Origin of the sequence: Flavobacterium cerinum (assembly GCF_004028155.1) — a bacterium.
Taxonomy (GTDB): Bacteria; Bacteroidota; Bacteroidia; order Flavobacteriales; family Flavobacteriaceae; genus Flavobacterium; species Flavobacterium cerinum.
In genome coordinates this window covers 162,598-179,979 of record NZ_SBII01000008.1, presented here as the reverse complement: position 1 = coordinate 179,979, position 17,382 = coordinate 162,598, and the positions used below count along the sequence as shown (strand labels likewise).

Sequence of the window (17,382 nt, the reverse complement as noted above, 5' to 3'; positions counted from 1 at the left end):
GTTTTATTATTCCTTTAATCATCGATTTATCGTGATCTTGTCACACTGGGCTTGTCGAAGCGCAATTTGTTATTTAAAACGATATACCCTGGTAGGCGTAACGCAATAATCCAACGGTACATCGGTGTCCTGAACTTCAATGAGCTCTTCTTCGGCTTCAAAGAAAGATAATCCTATCTTTATAACATCGGGTTTGCATTCTTTTAGGAAACGGTCGTAAAACCCTTTTCCATAACCTACGCGTTGCCCGTTCTCATCAAAAGCAAGTAAGGGTACAAACACCACATCAATGCGCTGAGAAGGTACTTCTATGCCATCTATAGGTTCAGGAATACCATACAGGTTTTTTTTAAGTTTTGTATTGTCGGTAAGCAGGTAGTGAATCATCTTGAAATGCTCAAAATCAGATCTCGATACAATAACTTCTTTGTCTTTACCGGCAAGAATATTCAGGATATGGCTTGTTTGCACTTCGTGCTGTTCTTCCATTGTTAAGTACAGATGGAAATAGGTGTTTTTCTTCCAGATGTCCAGATCCAGTACATTGTTAGCAATATCGATGCTTTTATCTTCTATCTCTGTAAGAGGAAGTGCTTCTCTAAGGATCTTGTATTTAAGGCGTAGTTCTTTTTTGGTCATAGTTAAGGTGTGTTGATAGCAAAACTTCTAAATAACTCTAATTAAACAGTAGACAGTGAGATGTGAAATATCGCATCGCCCTGGTATACAATAGGTGAGTCGTTTGCATTGATAATATAACCGCTGCTTGGTGCTTTTACCTTTTGCTCGAATTTGCCAAACGGATCAGTTATACAGGCAATTACCTCGCCTTTATGTACAAATTGCCCTGTCTGTGCCTTGTGCTGAAACAAACCGGAATGCCTGGCGCGTATCCATGTCGACTTATCGATATAAAGGGTTGGAGCAGCAGCATCTACAGGTTTTTTGCGTGGTGTAAGCATATCAAAGTGCTGTAGGAAACGCTTAACGCCCTGCACGCCTTCGTGCGTAATATCATGGTTGATGTCGAGCGACTTACCGCCTTCAAACAACAGCATTTTTACACCCAGTTTGGTACAGGAGTTCCTGAACGAACCGGTAATGTTTTTAGAGTAAAGTGTAAATGGTGCATTAAAAACATCCGCGAGGCTTTTAAGCTCTTCGTTACCCGGTACAATGCGTATCTGAGCAGCGTTGAAACGGCTGGCGCCACCGGCATGAAAATCGACACAGTAATCGACATTAGGGATGATCTCTTTTAAAAGGAAATAAGCAAAGCGGCTGGCTAATGACCCATTTTTGCTTCCGGGAAAAACGCGGTTAAGATCGCGGCCATCGGGAAATTCGCGGCTTTTATTTACGAATCCGAACATATTGATAACGGGAATACAGATAATAGTGCCGCACTTGGGTTTGTTTATCTTCCGGACGATGAGCTGACGTACAATTTCGATTCCGTTAATCTCGTCACCATGCAGTCCGGCACTAAAAAGCACTACGGGACCATCTATTTTAGACCGCTCCACAATAATGGGGATCTTTAGTTTTGTCATGGTGTGAAGGCGGGCAATTTCCATGGTAATGGTCTTGCTTTCGCCGGGTAAAACCTGCTCTTTGAGTATTGTGATGTTTCTATGTTGTGTCATACGCTTTTGCGAAAGTATAAAAATAGCAAAATTTTAGTTGTGTAGGAAGTTGGAAGCAGGAAGTAGGGTGGAATAGTTGATGAAGATGAAGTTTCTATGGGCGTCCTGTCACACTGAGCTTGTCGAAGTGCAGTCTGCATTCCATTTAATTCTGTTCTTTTGTCTTGAAACAAAAGAACCATCCGCCGCGAACAAGGCAGTAACTTTTTAGGCAGCAAATAATGAGCTTCGGCTAAAAGATTTGAACTCGCTTTACTCAAACAGCAAATCTTTCTTAACGCCTCATCTCAATTATTTGTTTATGCCACGAAGCTGAAGGCCATAGCTTCACTCATACGTATCAATCGGTAAGTACATAAATAGATGTTTCCTAAAGTGACAAAGAAAGATAAATCTTACTGCGCAACATTTTCATATTCACAAGCGTTAATGAATAAAGATTAACCCAATAATCAAATGGTTTTGTGACCCAAGATTGCCGATTTGTTTTTAACTTTGCATTATGCGTACCCCTCTAGAACTCCAAATACAAACCTTACCTGATAATCCGGGTGTATACCAGTATTTTGATAAAGACGACAAGCTCCTTTATGTAGGTAAGGCAAAGAACCTTAAAAAAAGGGTGATGTCTTACTTTAACAAGGTACACGACAACGGTAAAACCAATGTACTGGTTAAAAAGATCGCGTCTATAAAGCACATTGTTGTGCTTACCGAAAGCGAAGCGCTGCTGCTGGAAAACAACCTGATTAAAAAACTTCAGCCGAGATACAACATCCTGCTCAAGGATGATAAAACCTATCCTTGGATATGTATTAAAAGGGAGCCTTTTCCGCGTATATTCTCTACACGAAGAATTGTAAAAGACGGTTCGGAATATTTTGGACCTTATACGAGTTTTAAAACGGTGCATACGCTTTTGGATCTTATCAAAGAGCTGTATCCGTTACGAACGTGCAATTATGACCTTAGCGAGGCAAATATCCGGTCAGGCAAATTCAAAGTGTGTTTGGAATTCCATTTGGGCAACTGTAAAGGTCCGTGTGAAGGGCATGAGCCTATGAACGTGTATATGGACCATGTGCATGCCATTCGTGAAATACTAAAAGGGAATTTTAAAGAAAGCCTTAAAGACTTTAAAAAGCACATGCAGGAACTTGCAGCCGACATGCGTTTTGAAGAAGCCCAAAATATAAAAGAAAAAATAGAGGTACTGGAAAATTACCAGGCACGCAGTACGGTATTTAATCCGCGTATCTCTAATCTTGATGCGTTTACCATTATTTCTGACGAAAGTATGGCTTATGTGAACTTTATTCAGGTGTCGCATGGGGCAATTATTCGCAGCCATACAATGGAGATCAAGAAGAAACTGGATGAATCTGACGAAGAACTGCTGGAGCTTGCAGTGGTAGAACTGCGAGAGCGTTTTCAGTTAAAATCGAAAGAAGTACTGGTTCCTTTTCCTCTTAATCTGGGTGAAAATGTAAACGTTACCGTGCCTAAACTGGGCGATAAGAAACTGATACTCGACCTTTCTGAGCGAAATGCCCGTTTTTACAGGATGGACCAGCTCAAGCAGGAAAAGATCGTTGACCCCGACAGGCATACGAACCGCATCATGGCGCAGATGAAAAAAGACCTTCGCCTGCCCGAAGAACCACGCCATATTGAGTGTTTTGATAACTCGAATATTCAGGGTGCAAATCCTGTTGCAGCTTGTGTAGTGTTTAAAGACGGAAAACCTAGTAAAAAAGACTACCGCCATTTTAATATAAAAACCGTAGAAGGGCCTAACGACTTTGCTTCTATGGAAGAAGTCGTTTTTAGGCGCTATAAACGACTGCTCGATGAAAACGAACCGTTGCCGCAGCTTATAATTATAGATGGTGGCAAGGGGCAATTATCCTCGGCATTAAAAAGCCTGGACATCTTGGGGTTGCGTGGTAAAATTACTATCTTAGGCATTGCTAAAAGGCTTGAAGAAATATTCTATCCCGGCGACTCTGTACCACTGTATCTGGACAAGAAATCGGAGACATTAAAGATCATTCAGCAGCTGCGAAATGAGGCACACCGTTTTGGTATCACCTTTCACCGTGACAAGAGGAGTAAGAGTGCGCTGCAAACATCGGTAGAGACCATACCGGGCATTGGCGAGAAAACAATGGTAACGTTGTTACAGCACTTTAAATCGGTTAAGCGGATGACTGCTGCCCCCGAGGAAGAGATCGCTAAGGTAGTGGGGCCAAGTAAAGCGAAGAAGATCACTGAATTTTACCAAGCAAAGAACAAATAATCAATGAAAAAAATAATTCTCCTGTTATGCATTATCGCTTTTGGCTCTGTTATGGGACAGGAGAAAAAGGATAAGCCTAAAGTTGGAGTGGTGCTGAGTGGCGGTGGGGCAAAAGGCCTGGCACACATTGGCGTACTTAGGGTTTTAGAAGAGGCGGGTGTTGAGGTATCTTACATTGGCGGTACCAGTATGGGTGCTATAATAGGTGGTTTATATGCAGCGGGATACTCTGCAAACGAGCTGGATTCTATCTTTAATTCGCTCGATCCAGATGCCATGCTGCGCGACTTTACACCGCGTGGGTCTAAAAACTTTTTCGAAAAAAGAAACGACGAACTTTATGCGCTTTCTTTACCCTTTAAAAAATTCAAGATAGGCTTTCCAACAGCTTTTTCTAAAGGATTATACAATTATACTACCGTAAACAGGCTTACAGACCATGTGCGCTATGTGCGTAATTTTGATGATCTGCCCATACCGTTTGTATGTATCGCTACCGATATTGAAACGGGTACCGAAGTGGTATTGCGCAAAGGTGTACTGCCCGATGCCATACTGGCAAGTAGTGCTTTCCCGTCATTGTACTCTCCGGTAGAGATAGACGGCAGGCTGCTGATAGATGGAGGTGTAACCAATAACTATCCTATTGAAGAGGTACGCGCTATGGGTGCTGATATTATTATTGGGGTCGATGTGCAGGATCCGCTCAAGACCCGTGACCAGATCAAGGGGGCAACCGGTGTTTTGATCCAGATCAACAACTACCAGATGATCCAGAAGATGGAAGGCAAGCGTGAGGCTACAGATATTTATATTAAGCCTGATATTGCCGGATTTACCGTTATCTCTTTTGAAGAAGGCCGTGAGATCATAGCAAAAGGAGAAGAATCCGGAAGGAAAATTTTAGATCAGTTACAAAAACTAGGCATAGGGCACCCAATAGTAAGAAAACATATTACTGTACAGGACTCTATTTGTGTAGACCAGATCAAGATCGAGGGACTTAAGAACTATACCAGATCGTATGTAATAGGTAAGCTTAGTTTTAAGCCCGGAACACGAATTAGTTATGAAAAGCTAAATAACGGAATAACCAGCCTTAATGCTACCCAAAACTTTACATCCCTGTCATACAGTTTTGAAAGGGATGAAGACGGTGAAGTACTTAAGCTAAGGGTAAGAGAAAACCCTATGGATCGTTATATAAAATTCGGACTGCATTATGACGGACTTTATAAAAGTGGTTTACTGGTAAATTATACCCATAAGAACCTGATTTGGCGAAATGACGTGGCTTCACTTGATGTTATTCTGGGCGATAATTTTAGGTATAACTTTGATTATTATATTGATAATGGTTTTTATCTGAGTTATGGGCTTCGTTCTTACTTTAGCAGCTTTAATAAGAACATCGCTGCCAGTTATGGCGTAGAGAAGTTTGATGGCATAGGGAATGTAAAATCTGTAAATATTGATTTTACTGATTTTACCAATCAGGTGTATATACAAACCATATTTGCACAGCGTTTCCTTTTAGGCGGAGGTTTGGAATACAAGCATTTAAAAATAAAGTCGGAAACTGTAACGGATGCTGAGCCGGTGTTTGATGATAGCGATTATGTTTCGGCCTATGGCTATCTGAAATACGATTCTTATGATAATAAATATTTCCCAAGTAAAGGATACTTTTTCTCGGGTGAGGCAAAAACCTACGTGTATTCATCAGATTACACCGATAGTTTTGAGCGTTTTACTATTATAAAAGGAGAAATTGGGGCTGCAAGAAAACTGGGCTGTAATTTCACGCTTAGTGCAGAGGCCGAAACTGGCTTTACACTAGGGGAGCAAAGAGTGGGTTCGTTTGACTTTTTCCTTGGCGGATATGGGTATTATATGACCAATGGTTTCCGTCAGTTCTATGGATATGATTTTTTAAGTGTTTCGGGTAACAGCTACATAAAAGGTGCCATTACATTGGATTATAAACTGCTAAAAAGCCATCACTTTAATATAACAGCAAACTATGCTAACATTGGAGATGATCTTTATAAAGAAGGTGAAGTATTCTCGATACCCGAGTTTAGCGGATATGCCGTAGGGTATGGTATGGAAACCGTTATTGGCCCTGTACAGCTAAAGCACAGCTGGTCTCCGGAAACAAATAAGCATTTTACCTGGGTTAGCGTAGGTTTCTGGTTTTAATGCGGGGCTTTATTGTTACAAAATCATTCTGGTCACTTCAAAACAGAATGTTATATCCTTCAATCAAATAAACATAAATGAGTAGTTCCTGATGCAAATTTTTTTTGTGTCCGAATAGGCCAAATTGCACAGTAAACTATTTGTTTTTAGGAAGAAAGAGCCTACCATAAATGCATATAAAAAATCAATTTCTTGAGATAAATTAGTTAAAACCGTCGTGATTTTATTAAAAAAGCTATATTTGGCACTTTAAAACAAATTACTACTATGTCTATCTGGAAAAGAAAACCATTACACTTATTGCTGGATGAAGCAACCGAATCTGAAAAAGGGCTCAAAAAGACCCTTACTGCAAGCGGCCTTACAGCCTTAGGAGTAGGTGCTATTATTGGGGCGGGTCTGTTTTCTATAACAGGTCTTGCTGCTGCATCAAATGCAGGTCCGGCTATTACCATTTCATTTCTTGTGGCTGCACTTGGCTGTATTTTTGCAGGCCTTTGCTACGCCGAATTCTCATCAATGATACCTGTTGCAGGTAGTGCTTATACCTATTCGTTTGCTACAATGGGCGAATTTGTAGCATGGATCATCGGTTGGGATTTAGTTCTTGAATATGCTGTAGGAGCAGCGACCGTATCCATAAGTTGGTCGCGGTATCTCGGTAAGTTCCTCGGTAATTATGGTATCCATTTAGATACAGATTTTATGCTTTCGCCTTTTGAGGGCGGTATAATTAATCTTCCGGCAGTATTTATTGTCATGGTAATGTCGTTTGTGTTAATGAGAGGTACAAAAGAATCGGCTTTTGTAAACGGAATCATCGTGTTGCTTAAAGTAGCTGTAGTTTTAGTGTTCATTGCACTTGGATGGCAGTACATAAGACCTGAAAATTATACTCCATATATCCCACCTAATACAGGAACATTTGGTGAGTTTGGCTTTAGCGGAATTATCCGTGCGGCAGCTATTGTGTTCTTTGCTTACATTGGTTTTGATGCCGTGTCTACAGCAGCTCAGGAAGCTAAAAACCCTAAAAGGGATATGCCTATCGGTATCTTACTTTCATTAGGTGTTTGTACATTGTTATATATATTATTTGCTCACGTAATGACGGGGGTTGTAAACTACCAGGCATTTGCCGGTGCCGATGGTATTGCTCCTGTAGCAATTGCTATCGATGCAATGGGTGTTCCTAATGCTGCCGGTATGATCATTCCTGCTTACCCGTGGTTGAATAACCTTATATTACTTGCTATCCTTGCAGGATATGCATCGGTAATTCTTGTAATGCTTATGGGGCAGAGCCGTGTGTTCTTCTCGATGAGTAAAGACGGACTTATGCCAAAAATGTTCTCTGATGTTCACCCTAAATTTAGAACACCGGCAAAAAACAATATGTTGTTCATGGTGCTTGTAAGTTTATTTGCTGCATTTGTGCCGGCAAGGGTTGTAGGTGAGATGACCAGTATTGGTACCTTATTTGCTTTTATCCTGGTGTGTATCGGTGTAATAATTATGCGTGTAAAAATGCCGGATGCTCCAAGAGCTTTCCGTACACCTTTAGTTCCATTAGTACCTATCTTAGGAGTTGCCGTATGTTTATTCATGATGGTATTCCTTCCGTTAGATACTTGGATCAGGCTTATTGTATGGATGATAATAGGTTTTGACCTTTACCTGTTCTACGGTATGAAAAACAGTTTCCTGAACAAAGGTACTTTTACAGGCAGCAGTTATAAAATTGTATCTATCTCAGGTATCGGTATGGTAGTGTCGTTAATCATTGTAGCGATCATTCACCATCATGGTGGAGAGGCAGATGATAACGTACTGTACTATTTCTCATTGATATTTGCAGCGATCCATGCTTTGGTTTATGGATTAAGCTATATGAAAACAAGGTCTTTAAAATAATACGGCCATAAATATATTTTAAGAATCCCAACGGTACTACCGTTGGGATTCTTTTTTTAGAGTCCCTATTAACAGGATATTATATTCAAAATAAGTAGGGTATAACTTTGGGAATCGTTATGGTATAACATCAAAATTCATTTTTTCGCAAAAACATACCCTAAAAATTAAATTTTTACGATATTTGTGTAATGAATGCACAATGGCAGGGTTTACTGGGCTATTTAAAATTCCTCATCAAGAGAAATCCTGAGTGAGGCTGCTTTGTATTTGGAACTGTTTAACATTCATTAAATTAATACATTTCAACGATGCCCATATATCATAAATTGGGGGACTTTCCTCAAAAGAGACATACACAGTTTGAAAAACCCGAAGGCGGCCTTTATTATGAGCAGCTTTTTGGTACAGAGGGGTTTCACGGCCACTCATCGCTGTCGTATCATGTGCACAGGCCAACACAGGTAAAAGAGATCTTAAAATCATATTCTGTAGAACCTAAGATTGCAATAGGCAAGAACATCAAGTCGTTACTGTTTAAAGGTTTTGAATTAAAGCCTGAAGATGATTACCTGGACAGCCGTAAGGCCATGCTGGTAAACCGCGACTGTATTATTGGTCTTGCTGCGCCAAGAAAATCGCTGCGCACCTATTTTTACAAAAATGCTGATGCCGATGAGATGATCTTTATACATAGAGGTACCGGGAAACTGCGCACTTTTATGGGTAATATACCATTTGAATATGGCGATTATCTTATTATACCCCGCGGTATGATCTATCAGATCGATTTTGATACTGAAGATAACCGTTTGTTCTATGTAGAGTCTATCGCGCCATTTTATACGCCAAAGCGTTATAAAAATTCAAGTGGTCAGCATTTAGAGCATTCGCCATTTTGCGAAAGAGACTTTAAATTACCTACAGAGCTTGAAACATATGACGAAAAAGGCGATTTCCTTATAAAAATTAAAAAGGAAGGCATGATGCACGAAGTGGTATATGCTACACATCCTTTTGATGTTGTAGGCTGGGATGGGTATAACTTCCCATACGGCTTTAGCATTCACAACTTTGAGCCTATAACAGGCAGGGTACACCAACCGCCACCGGTACACCAAACGTTTGAGACATCTACTTTTGTAGTTTGCTCATTCTGTCCAAGGCTGTACGATTACCATCCAAAAGCGATTCCTGCTCCATACAATCACAGTAATATTGACAGTGATGAGGTATTGTACTATGTAGATGGTGACTTTATGAGCCGTAACAACATAGAACAGGGCCATATAACGCTGCACCCTAAAGGGATACCTCACGGACCTGCACCAGGCGCTATGGAAAGAAGTATTGGTCATACCGAAACGCATGAACTTGCGGTAATGGTAGATACTTTCCGTCCGTTAATGGTTACTGAAGAGGCTATGGGCTTAGACGACGGGCAGTACTACAAATCGTGGGTAGAGTAACAGATCCGGCTTAGCTGTTCTGGCTTCTCTCATAAGAGCGATGGAGTATTATTATATTCCGAAAAAAAAAAATTAGAATAAAACAAAAACAACAATTACCACACCGAGGTGTGACAAAATAAAAGATTATCATGAGTAACGAAATAAAAAACGTTGAATACGGATTAGAAAAGATATTTGAAGGCGCACAGGATTTCCTTCCGTTAATGGGTACTGATTATGTAGAATTCATTGTGGGTAACGCTAAACAGGCGGCTCATTACTATAAAACAGCTTTTGGTTATGAGTCTTTGGCGTATGCCGGACTTGAAACAGGTGTTAGAGACAGAGCATCTTATGTGCTTAAGCAGGATAAGATCCGTATCGTTCTTACTACGCCATTAACTGCAGAATCTCCACTAAACGATCACCTTGTAAAACATGGGGATGGTGTTAAAGTGGTAGCGCTTTGGGTAGAAGATGCAAGAAAATCTTTTGAAGAGACTACAAAACGTGGTGCTAAAGTATTCATGGAGCCAACTGTTGAAACAGATGAGTTTGGTGAAGTGGTACGTGCAGGTATCTACACGTATGGGGAAACGGTACACATGTTTGTAGAACGTAAAAACTACACTGGTGTATTCTTGCCAGGCTTTAAAGAGTGGAAAAGTGACTACAACCCGGCACCTACAGGTCTTAAATACATTGACCACATGGTAGGAAACGTGGGATGGAACGAAATGAACACTTGGGTAAAGTGGTATGAAGATGTTATGGGCTTTGTAAACTTCCTTTCTTTTGACGACAAACAAATTACTACTGAGTACTCTGCATTAATGAGTAAAGTAATGAGTAACGGTAACGGAAGGATTAAATTCCCTATTAACGAACCGGCTGAAGGTAAAAAGAAATCACAAATTGAAGAGTATTTAGATTTTTATGGCGGACCAGGTGTACAGCACATCGCGATCGCTACAGATGATATCATTAAAACAGTAACTGATCTTAAATCAAGAGGAGTAGAGTTTCTTTCTGCGCCGCCACAGTCATATTATGATGCGGTACCAGCTCGTTTAGGTGCGCATAAAGATGCATTTAAAGAAGATATAAAAGAGATCCAGAAGCTTGCCATCATGGTTGATGCTGATGAAGAAGGGTATTTATTACAAATTTTCACGAAGCCTGTAGAAGACCGTCCAACGTTATTTTATGAAATAATCCAGAGAATGGGTGCAAGAGGATTTGGTGCAGGTAACTTTAAGGCTCTTTTCGAGTCTATAGAGAGAGAGCAGGAGTTGAGAGGAACGTTATAAAAACAATCCATTTTTGCAGATAATATAATTTTTGACCACTTTGAAGCTAGTTTTTTGAAGAATAAGTGTTAAACTGAAAATTTAACATACTAATTATCAGTCTTAATACTACCTTTGCACTCGCAAAAAAGGAGGGATTCATAAGCCTCCGGATTTGTCAAGTAAATTTTTCATAATTTATAGTTTTTTGGTTGGTTAATAGCATAAAACCCCTGTCATTATTTGACTGGGGTTTTTTGTTTTCTTATTTTTGGAACAGAAATTGCATTTATTGGAACTTAACAACCCATAAAAAGGAAACCAAGATGAAGAAATGGATAGGATTGATATTGCTTCTTACTGCTTTTAATGCTTTTTCGCAAAGCGCCTTTAATAATGGTGAGGTTTTTAAATTCAGGATACATTATGGTATCGTGAATGCCGGCTATGCTACGCTGGAGGTAAAAGATGCTACAAAAAACAACAAAAAGGTATACCATGTTGTAGGCAAGGGGCATACTACCGGTATGACAAAATTTTTCTTTAAGGTAGAAGATATCTATGAGAGTTATTTTGACAAGGTTACAGGTAAGCCCTACCAGTATGTTAGAAAAATAGACGAGGGCGGCTACAAAAAAGATCAGGAAGGTTTTTTTGATCAGAATGCCAACCAGGTTACAGTAAAAGATTACAAGAACAAAACGACCAAGACATTTTCGGTTACTGAAAATGTCCAGGATATTGTTTCTACCTTTTATTATTTAAGAAATCACCCTAAGGTTGATAAACTGAATGTAGGCGAATCAATCGCTGTAGACATGTTTTTTGACGATGAGGTGACAAAATTTAAGCTTAAATTCATTGGTAGGGAAGATATAAAAACTAAATTTGGGGTCGTTTCTACAATGATATTCAGACCTATGGTACAAGCGGGCCGTGTATTTAAGGAAGAAGAAAGTTTAACTGTTTGGATATCAGATGACGAAAACAAAGTTCCGCTAAGGATAAAAGCAAGTCTTGCTGTTGGTTCTCTTAAAGCAGACTTAGAAGAATATAAAGGACTCGCGAGTCCTTTAAAAGTAAAATCAAAATAATAAAATGGACATTACAACTCCGATACAGGAAAAACTGGATTTACTTGACGAAAAATTCAAAGCCATAAATCAAAAAACTGAAACGCATCTTGAAGGTTTGCTTTGGTCTAAACCAATTACGTATTGGGACTATATACAAACAGATGCGCTTTTAAACCTGCAAATACAAAGAACCACTCTTCCTGACGAAATGGTTTTTATCATGTACCATCAGGTAAATGAGCTTTTGTTTAAAATGATTTTATGGGAAGTAGAACAGCTTTGCCACACGGAGAAGCCTGCAACACCATTTTTTACAGAGAGATTAATGCGCATTAGCCGCTATTTTGATATGCTTACCACCTCGTTTGATATTATGGGCGATGGTATGGAAGTAGAGCAGTACATGAAGTTCCGTAATACATTGACACCTGCAAGCGGTTTTCAGAGCGCACAGTACCGTCTTATAGAATTTGCATCTACAGACCTGATCAACCTGATCGATTACCGTTTCCGCGCTACGATAGACCGTAACACGTCTTACGAGCATGCGTTAGAGCACCTGTATTGGCAGGCTGCGGGTAAAGATCATCAAACAGGCGAGAAATCATACCTTTTAAATGCTTTCGAAAAGAAATATAAAGGAGAGTTTCTTCGTTTTATGGAAGAGTACAATACGACCAACATCTGGCAGAAATTCAAACAGTTACCGGAAGAAAGCCAAAAAGATGTTATGCTGATAAAAGCAATGCGTCACTATGACTATACAGTAAATGTTACCTGGGTTATGGGTCATTTAAATGCTGCAAAAAAATATATTGAAAGCAAAGACGGGCCACAGGAAGCGACCGGAGGCAGTGACTGGAAAAAATACATGCACCCAAAATACCAAAGAAGGATATTTTTCCCTGCACTTTGGTCTGAAGAAGAATTAAGAACCTGGGGTGAAAATGTATAACCGAACAAAACAAGACGACACAATTGAGATACCTAACTGCCATACTATTACTTTTAACCTTAGTTGCCTGTAAAAAAGAAGAAGAAACCGCAAAACCCAAACAAGCTGCTGTAAAAAAGGAACCTGTAGTAAAAGAATTTGGCTTTACGCTAAATGATTTTAAAGTGGTTCATGACACCATTAAAAATGGTGATACTTTTGGAAAGCTATTGGGCGAAGAAGGTTATGACGCTGCGGCAATTCATAAGATTACAGAGAAAATAAAGGACTCATTTGCCCTTAGGGACATTCGTGTGGGGAAACCTTTTACCATGCTTAAGCAAAAGCAGGCGCCAAACGCGTTGCAGGTATTTGTATACCAGCCGGATGCTATGAGTTACTATGTGGTAGACCTTAGAGATACTATTGCAAAAGCTTACAAAACAACACGTCCGCTTACTATAAAAAGAAGGGTTATTGCTGCCGAGATCGAAGGATCATTATCTGAAACCTTAAATGCAGCCGGAGCAACCAGCCCGGCATTGGCGCATGAGCTATCTGAAATGTATGCCTGGTCTATTGACTTCTTTAAAATACAAAAGGGTGACAAATTTGCTGTTGCCATTAATGAGCGTTATATAGACGGCGACAAATATGCCGGAATTGAAAATATAGAGGCTTCTTATTTTGAATACAAAGGCAAACGTATTTATGCGTTCCCTTTTAAAAAAGATCCGAACTCCAAAAAAGTAGATTATTATGACGAAGAAGGAAAAGTGCTGAAAAGCATGTTCCTGAAAGCGCCATTAAAATTCAGCCGTATTAGTTCGCGTTTCTCGCCAAGGCGTTTCCACCCTGTTCAGGGGCGTTGGAAAGCCCACAATGGAACCGACTATGCCGCGCCACACGGAACGCCAATTATGACTACCGCAAGCGGTACAGTTGAGCGCACCGGGTATACTGCCGGGAACGGTAATTTTGTAAAAGTTAGGCACAATGGTAATTACTCTACCCAGTACCTGCACATGTCTAAAATATTAGTTAGGCAGGGGCAAAGGGTAACACAGGGTGATGTTATTGGTAAAGTGGGTAGTACCGGTCTTGCTACAGGTCCTCACGTGTGCTACCGTTTTTGGAAAAATGGTGTACAGGTAGATGCACTTAGGCAAAAACTACCAAGCTCTGAGCCTATGAGCGCTGCCGAAAAGCCGCGTTTTGTAGCCTACATGACTCCGCTTAAAAAGGAGTTAGACAGCATCTCGAACATCAAATTCACAAAATAAATTCACATTTGCAATGGCATTACAAAACATTAATCCGTCCGGTACAGCTGCCTGGCAGGAGTTGCAGCGTCATTTTAATGAGATGCAGAACGCATCCATGAAAGACCTGTTTGCTTCTGACAAAGACAGGACCGAAAAATTCAACATTCAGTGGAATGATTTCATTGTAGACTATTCCAAGAACATCATTAGCGAAAAAACACTTTCTCTTTTACAGGATCTTGCTAAACAGGCAGGTCTTGCGGGGGCTATAGAGAGTTATTTTGCAGGCGATATAATAAACCGTACCGAAGGCCGTGCGGTATTGCACACGGCACTTCGTGCACCATCTAACGCCAACGTTAAGGTAGACGACGTTAATGTTATGGCCGAGATCTATTCGGTTAAAAACAAGATGAAGCAGTTTTGCGATGCAGTTATCGGCGGAAGCCAGAAAGGATACACAGGCAAAGCATTTACCGATGTGGTAAACATAGGTATCGGAGGGTCAGACCTTGGTCCGGCAATGGTAGTAGAATCATTAAAATTCTACAAGAACCAGCTTAACGTTCGTTTTATATCTAATGTAGACGGCGACCATGTTATGGAGAGCCTGAAAGGCCTTGATCCTGAAACTACATTGTTTGTAATTGCTTCTAAAACCTTTACGACTCAGGAAACACTTACCAATGCCGAAACCGCAAGGGCGTGGTTCCTTAAAACGGCAAAACAGGAAGATGTGGCAAAGCACTTTGTTGCTGTATCGACCAACATACAAAAGGTAACCGAATTTGGTATTGACCAAAACAACATTTTCCCTATGTGGGACTGGGTTGGAGGTCGTTTCTCCCTATGGAGTGCCGTAGGTTTAACCATAGCATTAGCTGTAGGTTTTGATAATTTTGACAAGCTGCTTAAAGGCGCAAACGAAATGGATAACCATTTTGCTACTGCCCCTCACGATAAGAATATTCCGGTTGTACTGGCACTACTTAGCATTTGGTACAATAATTTTTTTGGTGCCGAGAGTGAAGCGCTCATCCCTTATACGCAATACCTTCAAAAGCTGGCACCTTACCTGCAGCAGGGTATTATGGAAAGTAACGGTAAGAGCGTAGGCCGTGACGGTAATGATGTGAACTATCAAACGGGGACTATTATTTGGGGTGAACCGGGAACGAACTCTCAGCACGCATTTTTCCAACTAATCCATCAGGGAACAAAACTGATCCCTACCGATTTTATTGGATACATTCAGCCACTTCACGGAAACAAAGACCACCACGATAAATTGATGTCGAATTTCTTTGCACAAACCGAAGCCCTTCTTAACGGTAAGACAGAAGCTCAGGTACAGGCAGAGTTTGATAGACAGGGTTTAGCAGGCGATAAAGCAGATTATTTGCGTCCGTTTAAAGTGTTTAAAGGCAATAAGCCAACGAATACTTTGTTGATCAAAAAGCTTACGCCTGAAACATTAGGGTCACTTGTAGCATTATACGAGCACAAGATCTTTGTACAGGGTGTGATCTGGAATATTTTTAGTTACGACCAATGGGGTGTAGAGCTAGGCAAGCAATTGGCCAATTCTATTCTTGACGAAATAAATACCGGTGATGTAAAGGCACATGACAGCTCTACTACTTTCTTGCTAAAGAAGTTTTTAGGAAGATAATAGCGCATTTACCTCCTCTAAATAGAACCCCAAAGAGCAATCTTTGGGGTTTTTATATTTCCATGTTTTTTTGATTTAAAGCCTATAAACCCACTGGGTGTCAGGGGGTAAAATGGGTTAATATGTTCTTAGACAGGTTCTAAACTAGCTAAAATTGTTAATTAACAATTTTATACAGGCTGTTTTATATAGGTAATTCTTTATATTTGTTGTTCCAAAAAAATAAAAATTATGTACAAAGGTGTTTTAGATTTACATTCTTATTTGGCATTTGCAGTACTTGCATTGCTGTTATTAGCTATATTAAATGCCTTTATAGGCTTATCTGCTAAAAGAGCTTTTCTGCCTAAAGACAGGCAGATATCAATGCTTGCGCTAATCTTTACACACGTACAATTTGTAATAGGACTGGTACTTCTTTTTGTTTCTCCTTACATGGAAACAGCAAAACAGCTGGGCATGGGCGCAGTAATGAAAAACGCTGAAATAAGGAAGATGGTAATAGAGCACCCGGTTATCAATTTGATAGCTATAGTTTTCATAACGATAGGATGGTCTACCCACAAAAGAACAGAAGACAGTACTACAAAATTCAAGAAAATAGGAATTTTTTATGTCATAGGTCTGGTACTGCTTTTAAGCAGGATTCCGTGGAGTCAATGGTTATAATCTAACCGCAAACAAAAAGCCTTTAGGGGCTTTTCGTGTCTATGGCATGTTATTTGTTAAACAATAGAAAATTATATATTATGAAGAATAGTATTATCGTTTTTAGTGTTTCATTATTATTGTTAATAATAACGGGCTTTTCGACGGGGACTACACTTGCTCCCGAAGTAAAAAAAACTGAAACCAAAATTGCTCTTGCTCCTGCTAAGGTTGCAGATACAACCGAAACAAAAGCAGACGAGCCAAAACTAACGCTTTACAAAAAAGATGTTCTTGCAACTTATTATCATGATAAATTTAACGGCAGGAAAACTACAAGCGGCGAACGTTTTCACAATCAAAAATACACTGCTGCCCACATGAAACTGCCTTTTGGCACCATGCTTAGGGTTACCAATGAAAACAACGGTAAGTGGGTAGATGTAAAAGTAAACGACCGCGGACCCTACAGTAAAAAACTGGAGATCGATCTTACCAAAAAAGCCTTTATGGAGATTGCTTCAAAAAAAGGATCGGGAACGTTTAAAGTGAAAATGGAGATAATAGAACCGGAAGCATGATAAAACGCATAGCGCTTCTTGTTGTAACACTCTTGTTGCTTGTAAGCTGTTCTTCTTCTAAAGGTGCTTTTACTACTTATAATAAAAAAGCCACCGCTACCTATTATCACGATAAGTTTAATGGTAAGAAAACCGCCAGTGGCGAAAAATTCAGCAACAGTAAACTGACTGCAGCACACAAAAAACTACCTTTTGGAACAAAAGTGAAAGTAACGAATACGGCCAATGATAAATCGGTTATCGTTACGATCAATGATCGCGGGCCGTTTACCAGAGGCAGGGATATCGATCTTTCTAAAAAAGCCTTCATGGAAATTACCGACAACCAGAATCATGGTGAGATTAATGTTATCCTGGAAGTGGCTAAATAAGCATTCGCAAACACCTTTGAATAATCAGTCATTA

14 protein-coding genes are annotated in these 17,382 nt (G+C 39.9%); 12 read left to right on the top strand and 2 right to left on the bottom strand.

The annotated features are described in order from the left end of the window. Window positions 1-69: 69 nt before the first annotated feature. The gene (locus EPI11_RS12020) at window positions 70-639 is read right to left on the bottom strand and encodes a 5-formyltetrahydrofolate cyclo-ligase (protein ID WP_128390220.1); all 570 of its coding nucleotides are present in this window, start codon (window positions 637-639) and stop codon (window positions 70-72) included. A gap of 41 nt (window positions 640-680) precedes the next feature. Next, entirely contained in the window at window positions 681-1,646 is a 966-nt protein-coding gene (locus tag EPI11_RS12015; protein ID WP_128390219.1) for a succinylglutamate desuccinylase/aspartoacylase family protein, read from the bottom strand. Between the two features lie 502 nt (window positions 1,647-2,148). On the opposite strand from EPI11_RS12015, the gene uvrC reads away from it, so the two are divergent. The 12 genes from uvrC (at window position 2,149) to EPI11_RS11955 (ending at window position 17,348) form a co-directional block, all read left to right on the top strand. Beyond that, window positions 2,149-3,945: an excinuclease ABC subunit UvrC gene (gene uvrC, locus EPI11_RS12010; RefSeq protein ID WP_164879166.1), complete on the top strand. Its 1,797-nt coding sequence runs from the start codon at window positions 2,149-2,151 to the stop codon at window positions 3,943-3,945. A 3-nt stretch (window positions 3,946-3,948) separates the two neighbouring features. Then, entirely contained in the window at window positions 3,949-6,147 is a 2,199-nt protein-coding gene (locus tag EPI11_RS12005; RefSeq protein WP_128390217.1) for a patatin-like phospholipase family protein, read from the top strand. 267 nt (window positions 6,148-6,414) lie between these two features. Beyond that, complete coding sequence (locus EPI11_RS12000; RefSeq protein WP_128390216.1) at window positions 6,415-8,061, top strand: amino acid permease; 1,647 nt, start codon at window positions 6,415-6,417, stop codon at window positions 8,059-8,061. Between the two features lie 311 nt (window positions 8,062-8,372). Then, window positions 8,373-9,530 (top strand): homogentisate 1,2-dioxygenase, encoded by a 1,158-nt coding sequence (locus EPI11_RS11995; protein ID WP_128390215.1) that lies wholly within the window; start codon window positions 8,373-8,375, stop codon window positions 9,528-9,530. 131 nt (window positions 9,531-9,661) lie between these two features. Then, a complete protein-coding gene (gene hppD / locus EPI11_RS11990; protein ID WP_128390214.1) occupies window positions 9,662-10,822 on the top strand; it encodes a 4-hydroxyphenylpyruvate dioxygenase in 1,161 nt (386 codons plus the stop codon). 305 nt (window positions 10,823-11,127) lie between these two features. Then, window positions 11,128-11,895 (top strand): DUF3108 domain-containing protein, encoded by a 768-nt coding sequence (locus EPI11_RS11985; protein ID WP_128390213.1) that lies wholly within the window; start codon window positions 11,128-11,130, stop codon window positions 11,893-11,895. A gap of 4 nt (window positions 11,896-11,899) precedes the next feature. Continuing rightward, the gene (locus EPI11_RS11980; protein ID WP_128390212.1) at window positions 11,900-12,832 is read left to right on the top strand and encodes a tryptophan 2,3-dioxygenase family protein; all 933 of its coding nucleotides are present in this window, start codon (window positions 11,900-11,902) and stop codon (window positions 12,830-12,832) included. A gap of 23 nt (window positions 12,833-12,855) precedes the next feature. Further along, a complete protein-coding gene (locus tag EPI11_RS11975) occupies window positions 12,856-14,094 on the top strand; it encodes a peptidoglycan DD-metalloendopeptidase family protein (RefSeq protein WP_128390211.1) in 1,239 nt (412 codons plus the stop codon). 13 nt (window positions 14,095-14,107) lie between these two features. Beyond that, window positions 14,108-15,748 (top strand): glucose-6-phosphate isomerase, encoded by a 1,641-nt coding sequence (pgi, locus tag EPI11_RS11970; protein ID WP_128390210.1) that lies wholly within the window; start codon window positions 14,108-14,110, stop codon window positions 15,746-15,748. 231 nt (window positions 15,749-15,979) lie between these two features. After that, window positions 15,980-16,417 carry a hypothetical protein gene (locus EPI11_RS11965; RefSeq protein WP_128390209.1) on the top strand — a complete coding sequence of 146 codons (438 nt, stop codon included), beginning with the start codon at window positions 15,980-15,982 and terminating at the stop codon, window positions 16,415-16,417. 80 nt (window positions 16,418-16,497) lie between these two features. Further along, window positions 16,498-16,977, top strand: coding sequence for a septal ring lytic transglycosylase RlpA family protein (locus EPI11_RS11960; RefSeq protein ID WP_128390208.1), 480 nt, complete (start codon window positions 16,498-16,500; stop codon window positions 16,975-16,977). Further along, complete coding sequence (locus tag EPI11_RS11955; protein WP_128390207.1) at window positions 16,974-17,348, top strand: septal ring lytic transglycosylase RlpA family protein; 375 nt, start codon at window positions 16,974-16,976, stop codon at window positions 17,346-17,348. The genes EPI11_RS11960 and EPI11_RS11955 overlap by 4 nt, the downstream gene beginning before the upstream one ends. Window positions 17,349-17,382: the final 34 nt, after the last annotated feature.

What these genes read in the sequence shown, in the direction of transcription:
- EPI11_RS12000 (WP_128390216.1), top strand. Translation starts at nt 6,415, where the DNA reads ATGTCTATCTGGAAAAGAAAACCATTACACTTATTGCTGGATGAAGCA.
- EPI11_RS11965 (WP_128390209.1), top strand. Translation starts at nt 15,980, where the DNA reads ATGTACAAAGGTGTTTTAGATTTACATTCTTATTTGGCATTTGCAGTA.
- pgi (WP_128390210.1), top strand. Translation starts at nt 14,108, where the DNA reads ATGGCATTACAAAACATTAATCCGTCCGGTACAGCTGCCTGGCAGGAG.
- EPI11_RS11985 (WP_128390213.1), top strand. Translation starts at nt 11,128, where the DNA reads ATGAAGAAATGGATAGGATTGATATTGCTTCTTACTGCTTTTAATGCT.
- EPI11_RS11995 (WP_128390215.1), top strand. Translation starts at nt 8,373, where the DNA reads ATGCCCATATATCATAAATTGGGGGACTTTCCTCAAAAGAGACATACA.
- hppD (WP_128390214.1), top strand. Translation starts at nt 9,662, where the DNA reads ATGAGTAACGAAATAAAAAACGTTGAATACGGATTAGAAAAGATATTT.
- EPI11_RS12015 (WP_128390219.1), bottom strand. Translation starts at nt 1,646, where the DNA reads ATGACACAACATAGAAACATCACAATACTCAAAGAGCAGGTTTTACCC.
- EPI11_RS11960 (WP_128390208.1), top strand. Translation starts at nt 16,498, where the DNA reads ATGAAGAATAGTATTATCGTTTTTAGTGTTTCATTATTATTGTTAATA.
- uvrC (WP_164879166.1), top strand. Translation starts at nt 2,149, where the DNA reads ATGCGTACCCCTCTAGAACTCCAAATACAAACCTTACCTGATAATCCG.
- EPI11_RS12005 (WP_128390217.1), top strand. Translation starts at nt 3,949, where the DNA reads ATGAAAAAAATAATTCTCCTGTTATGCATTATCGCTTTTGGCTCTGTT.
- EPI11_RS12020 (WP_128390220.1), bottom strand. Translation starts at nt 639, where the DNA reads ATGACCAAAAAAGAACTACGCCTTAAATACAAGATCCTTAGAGAAGCA.
- EPI11_RS11980 (WP_128390212.1), top strand. Translation starts at nt 11,900, where the DNA reads ATGGACATTACAACTCCGATACAGGAAAAACTGGATTTACTTGACGAA.
- EPI11_RS11955 (WP_128390207.1), top strand. Translation starts at nt 16,974, where the DNA reads ATGATAAAACGCATAGCGCTTCTTGTTGTAACACTCTTGTTGCTTGTA.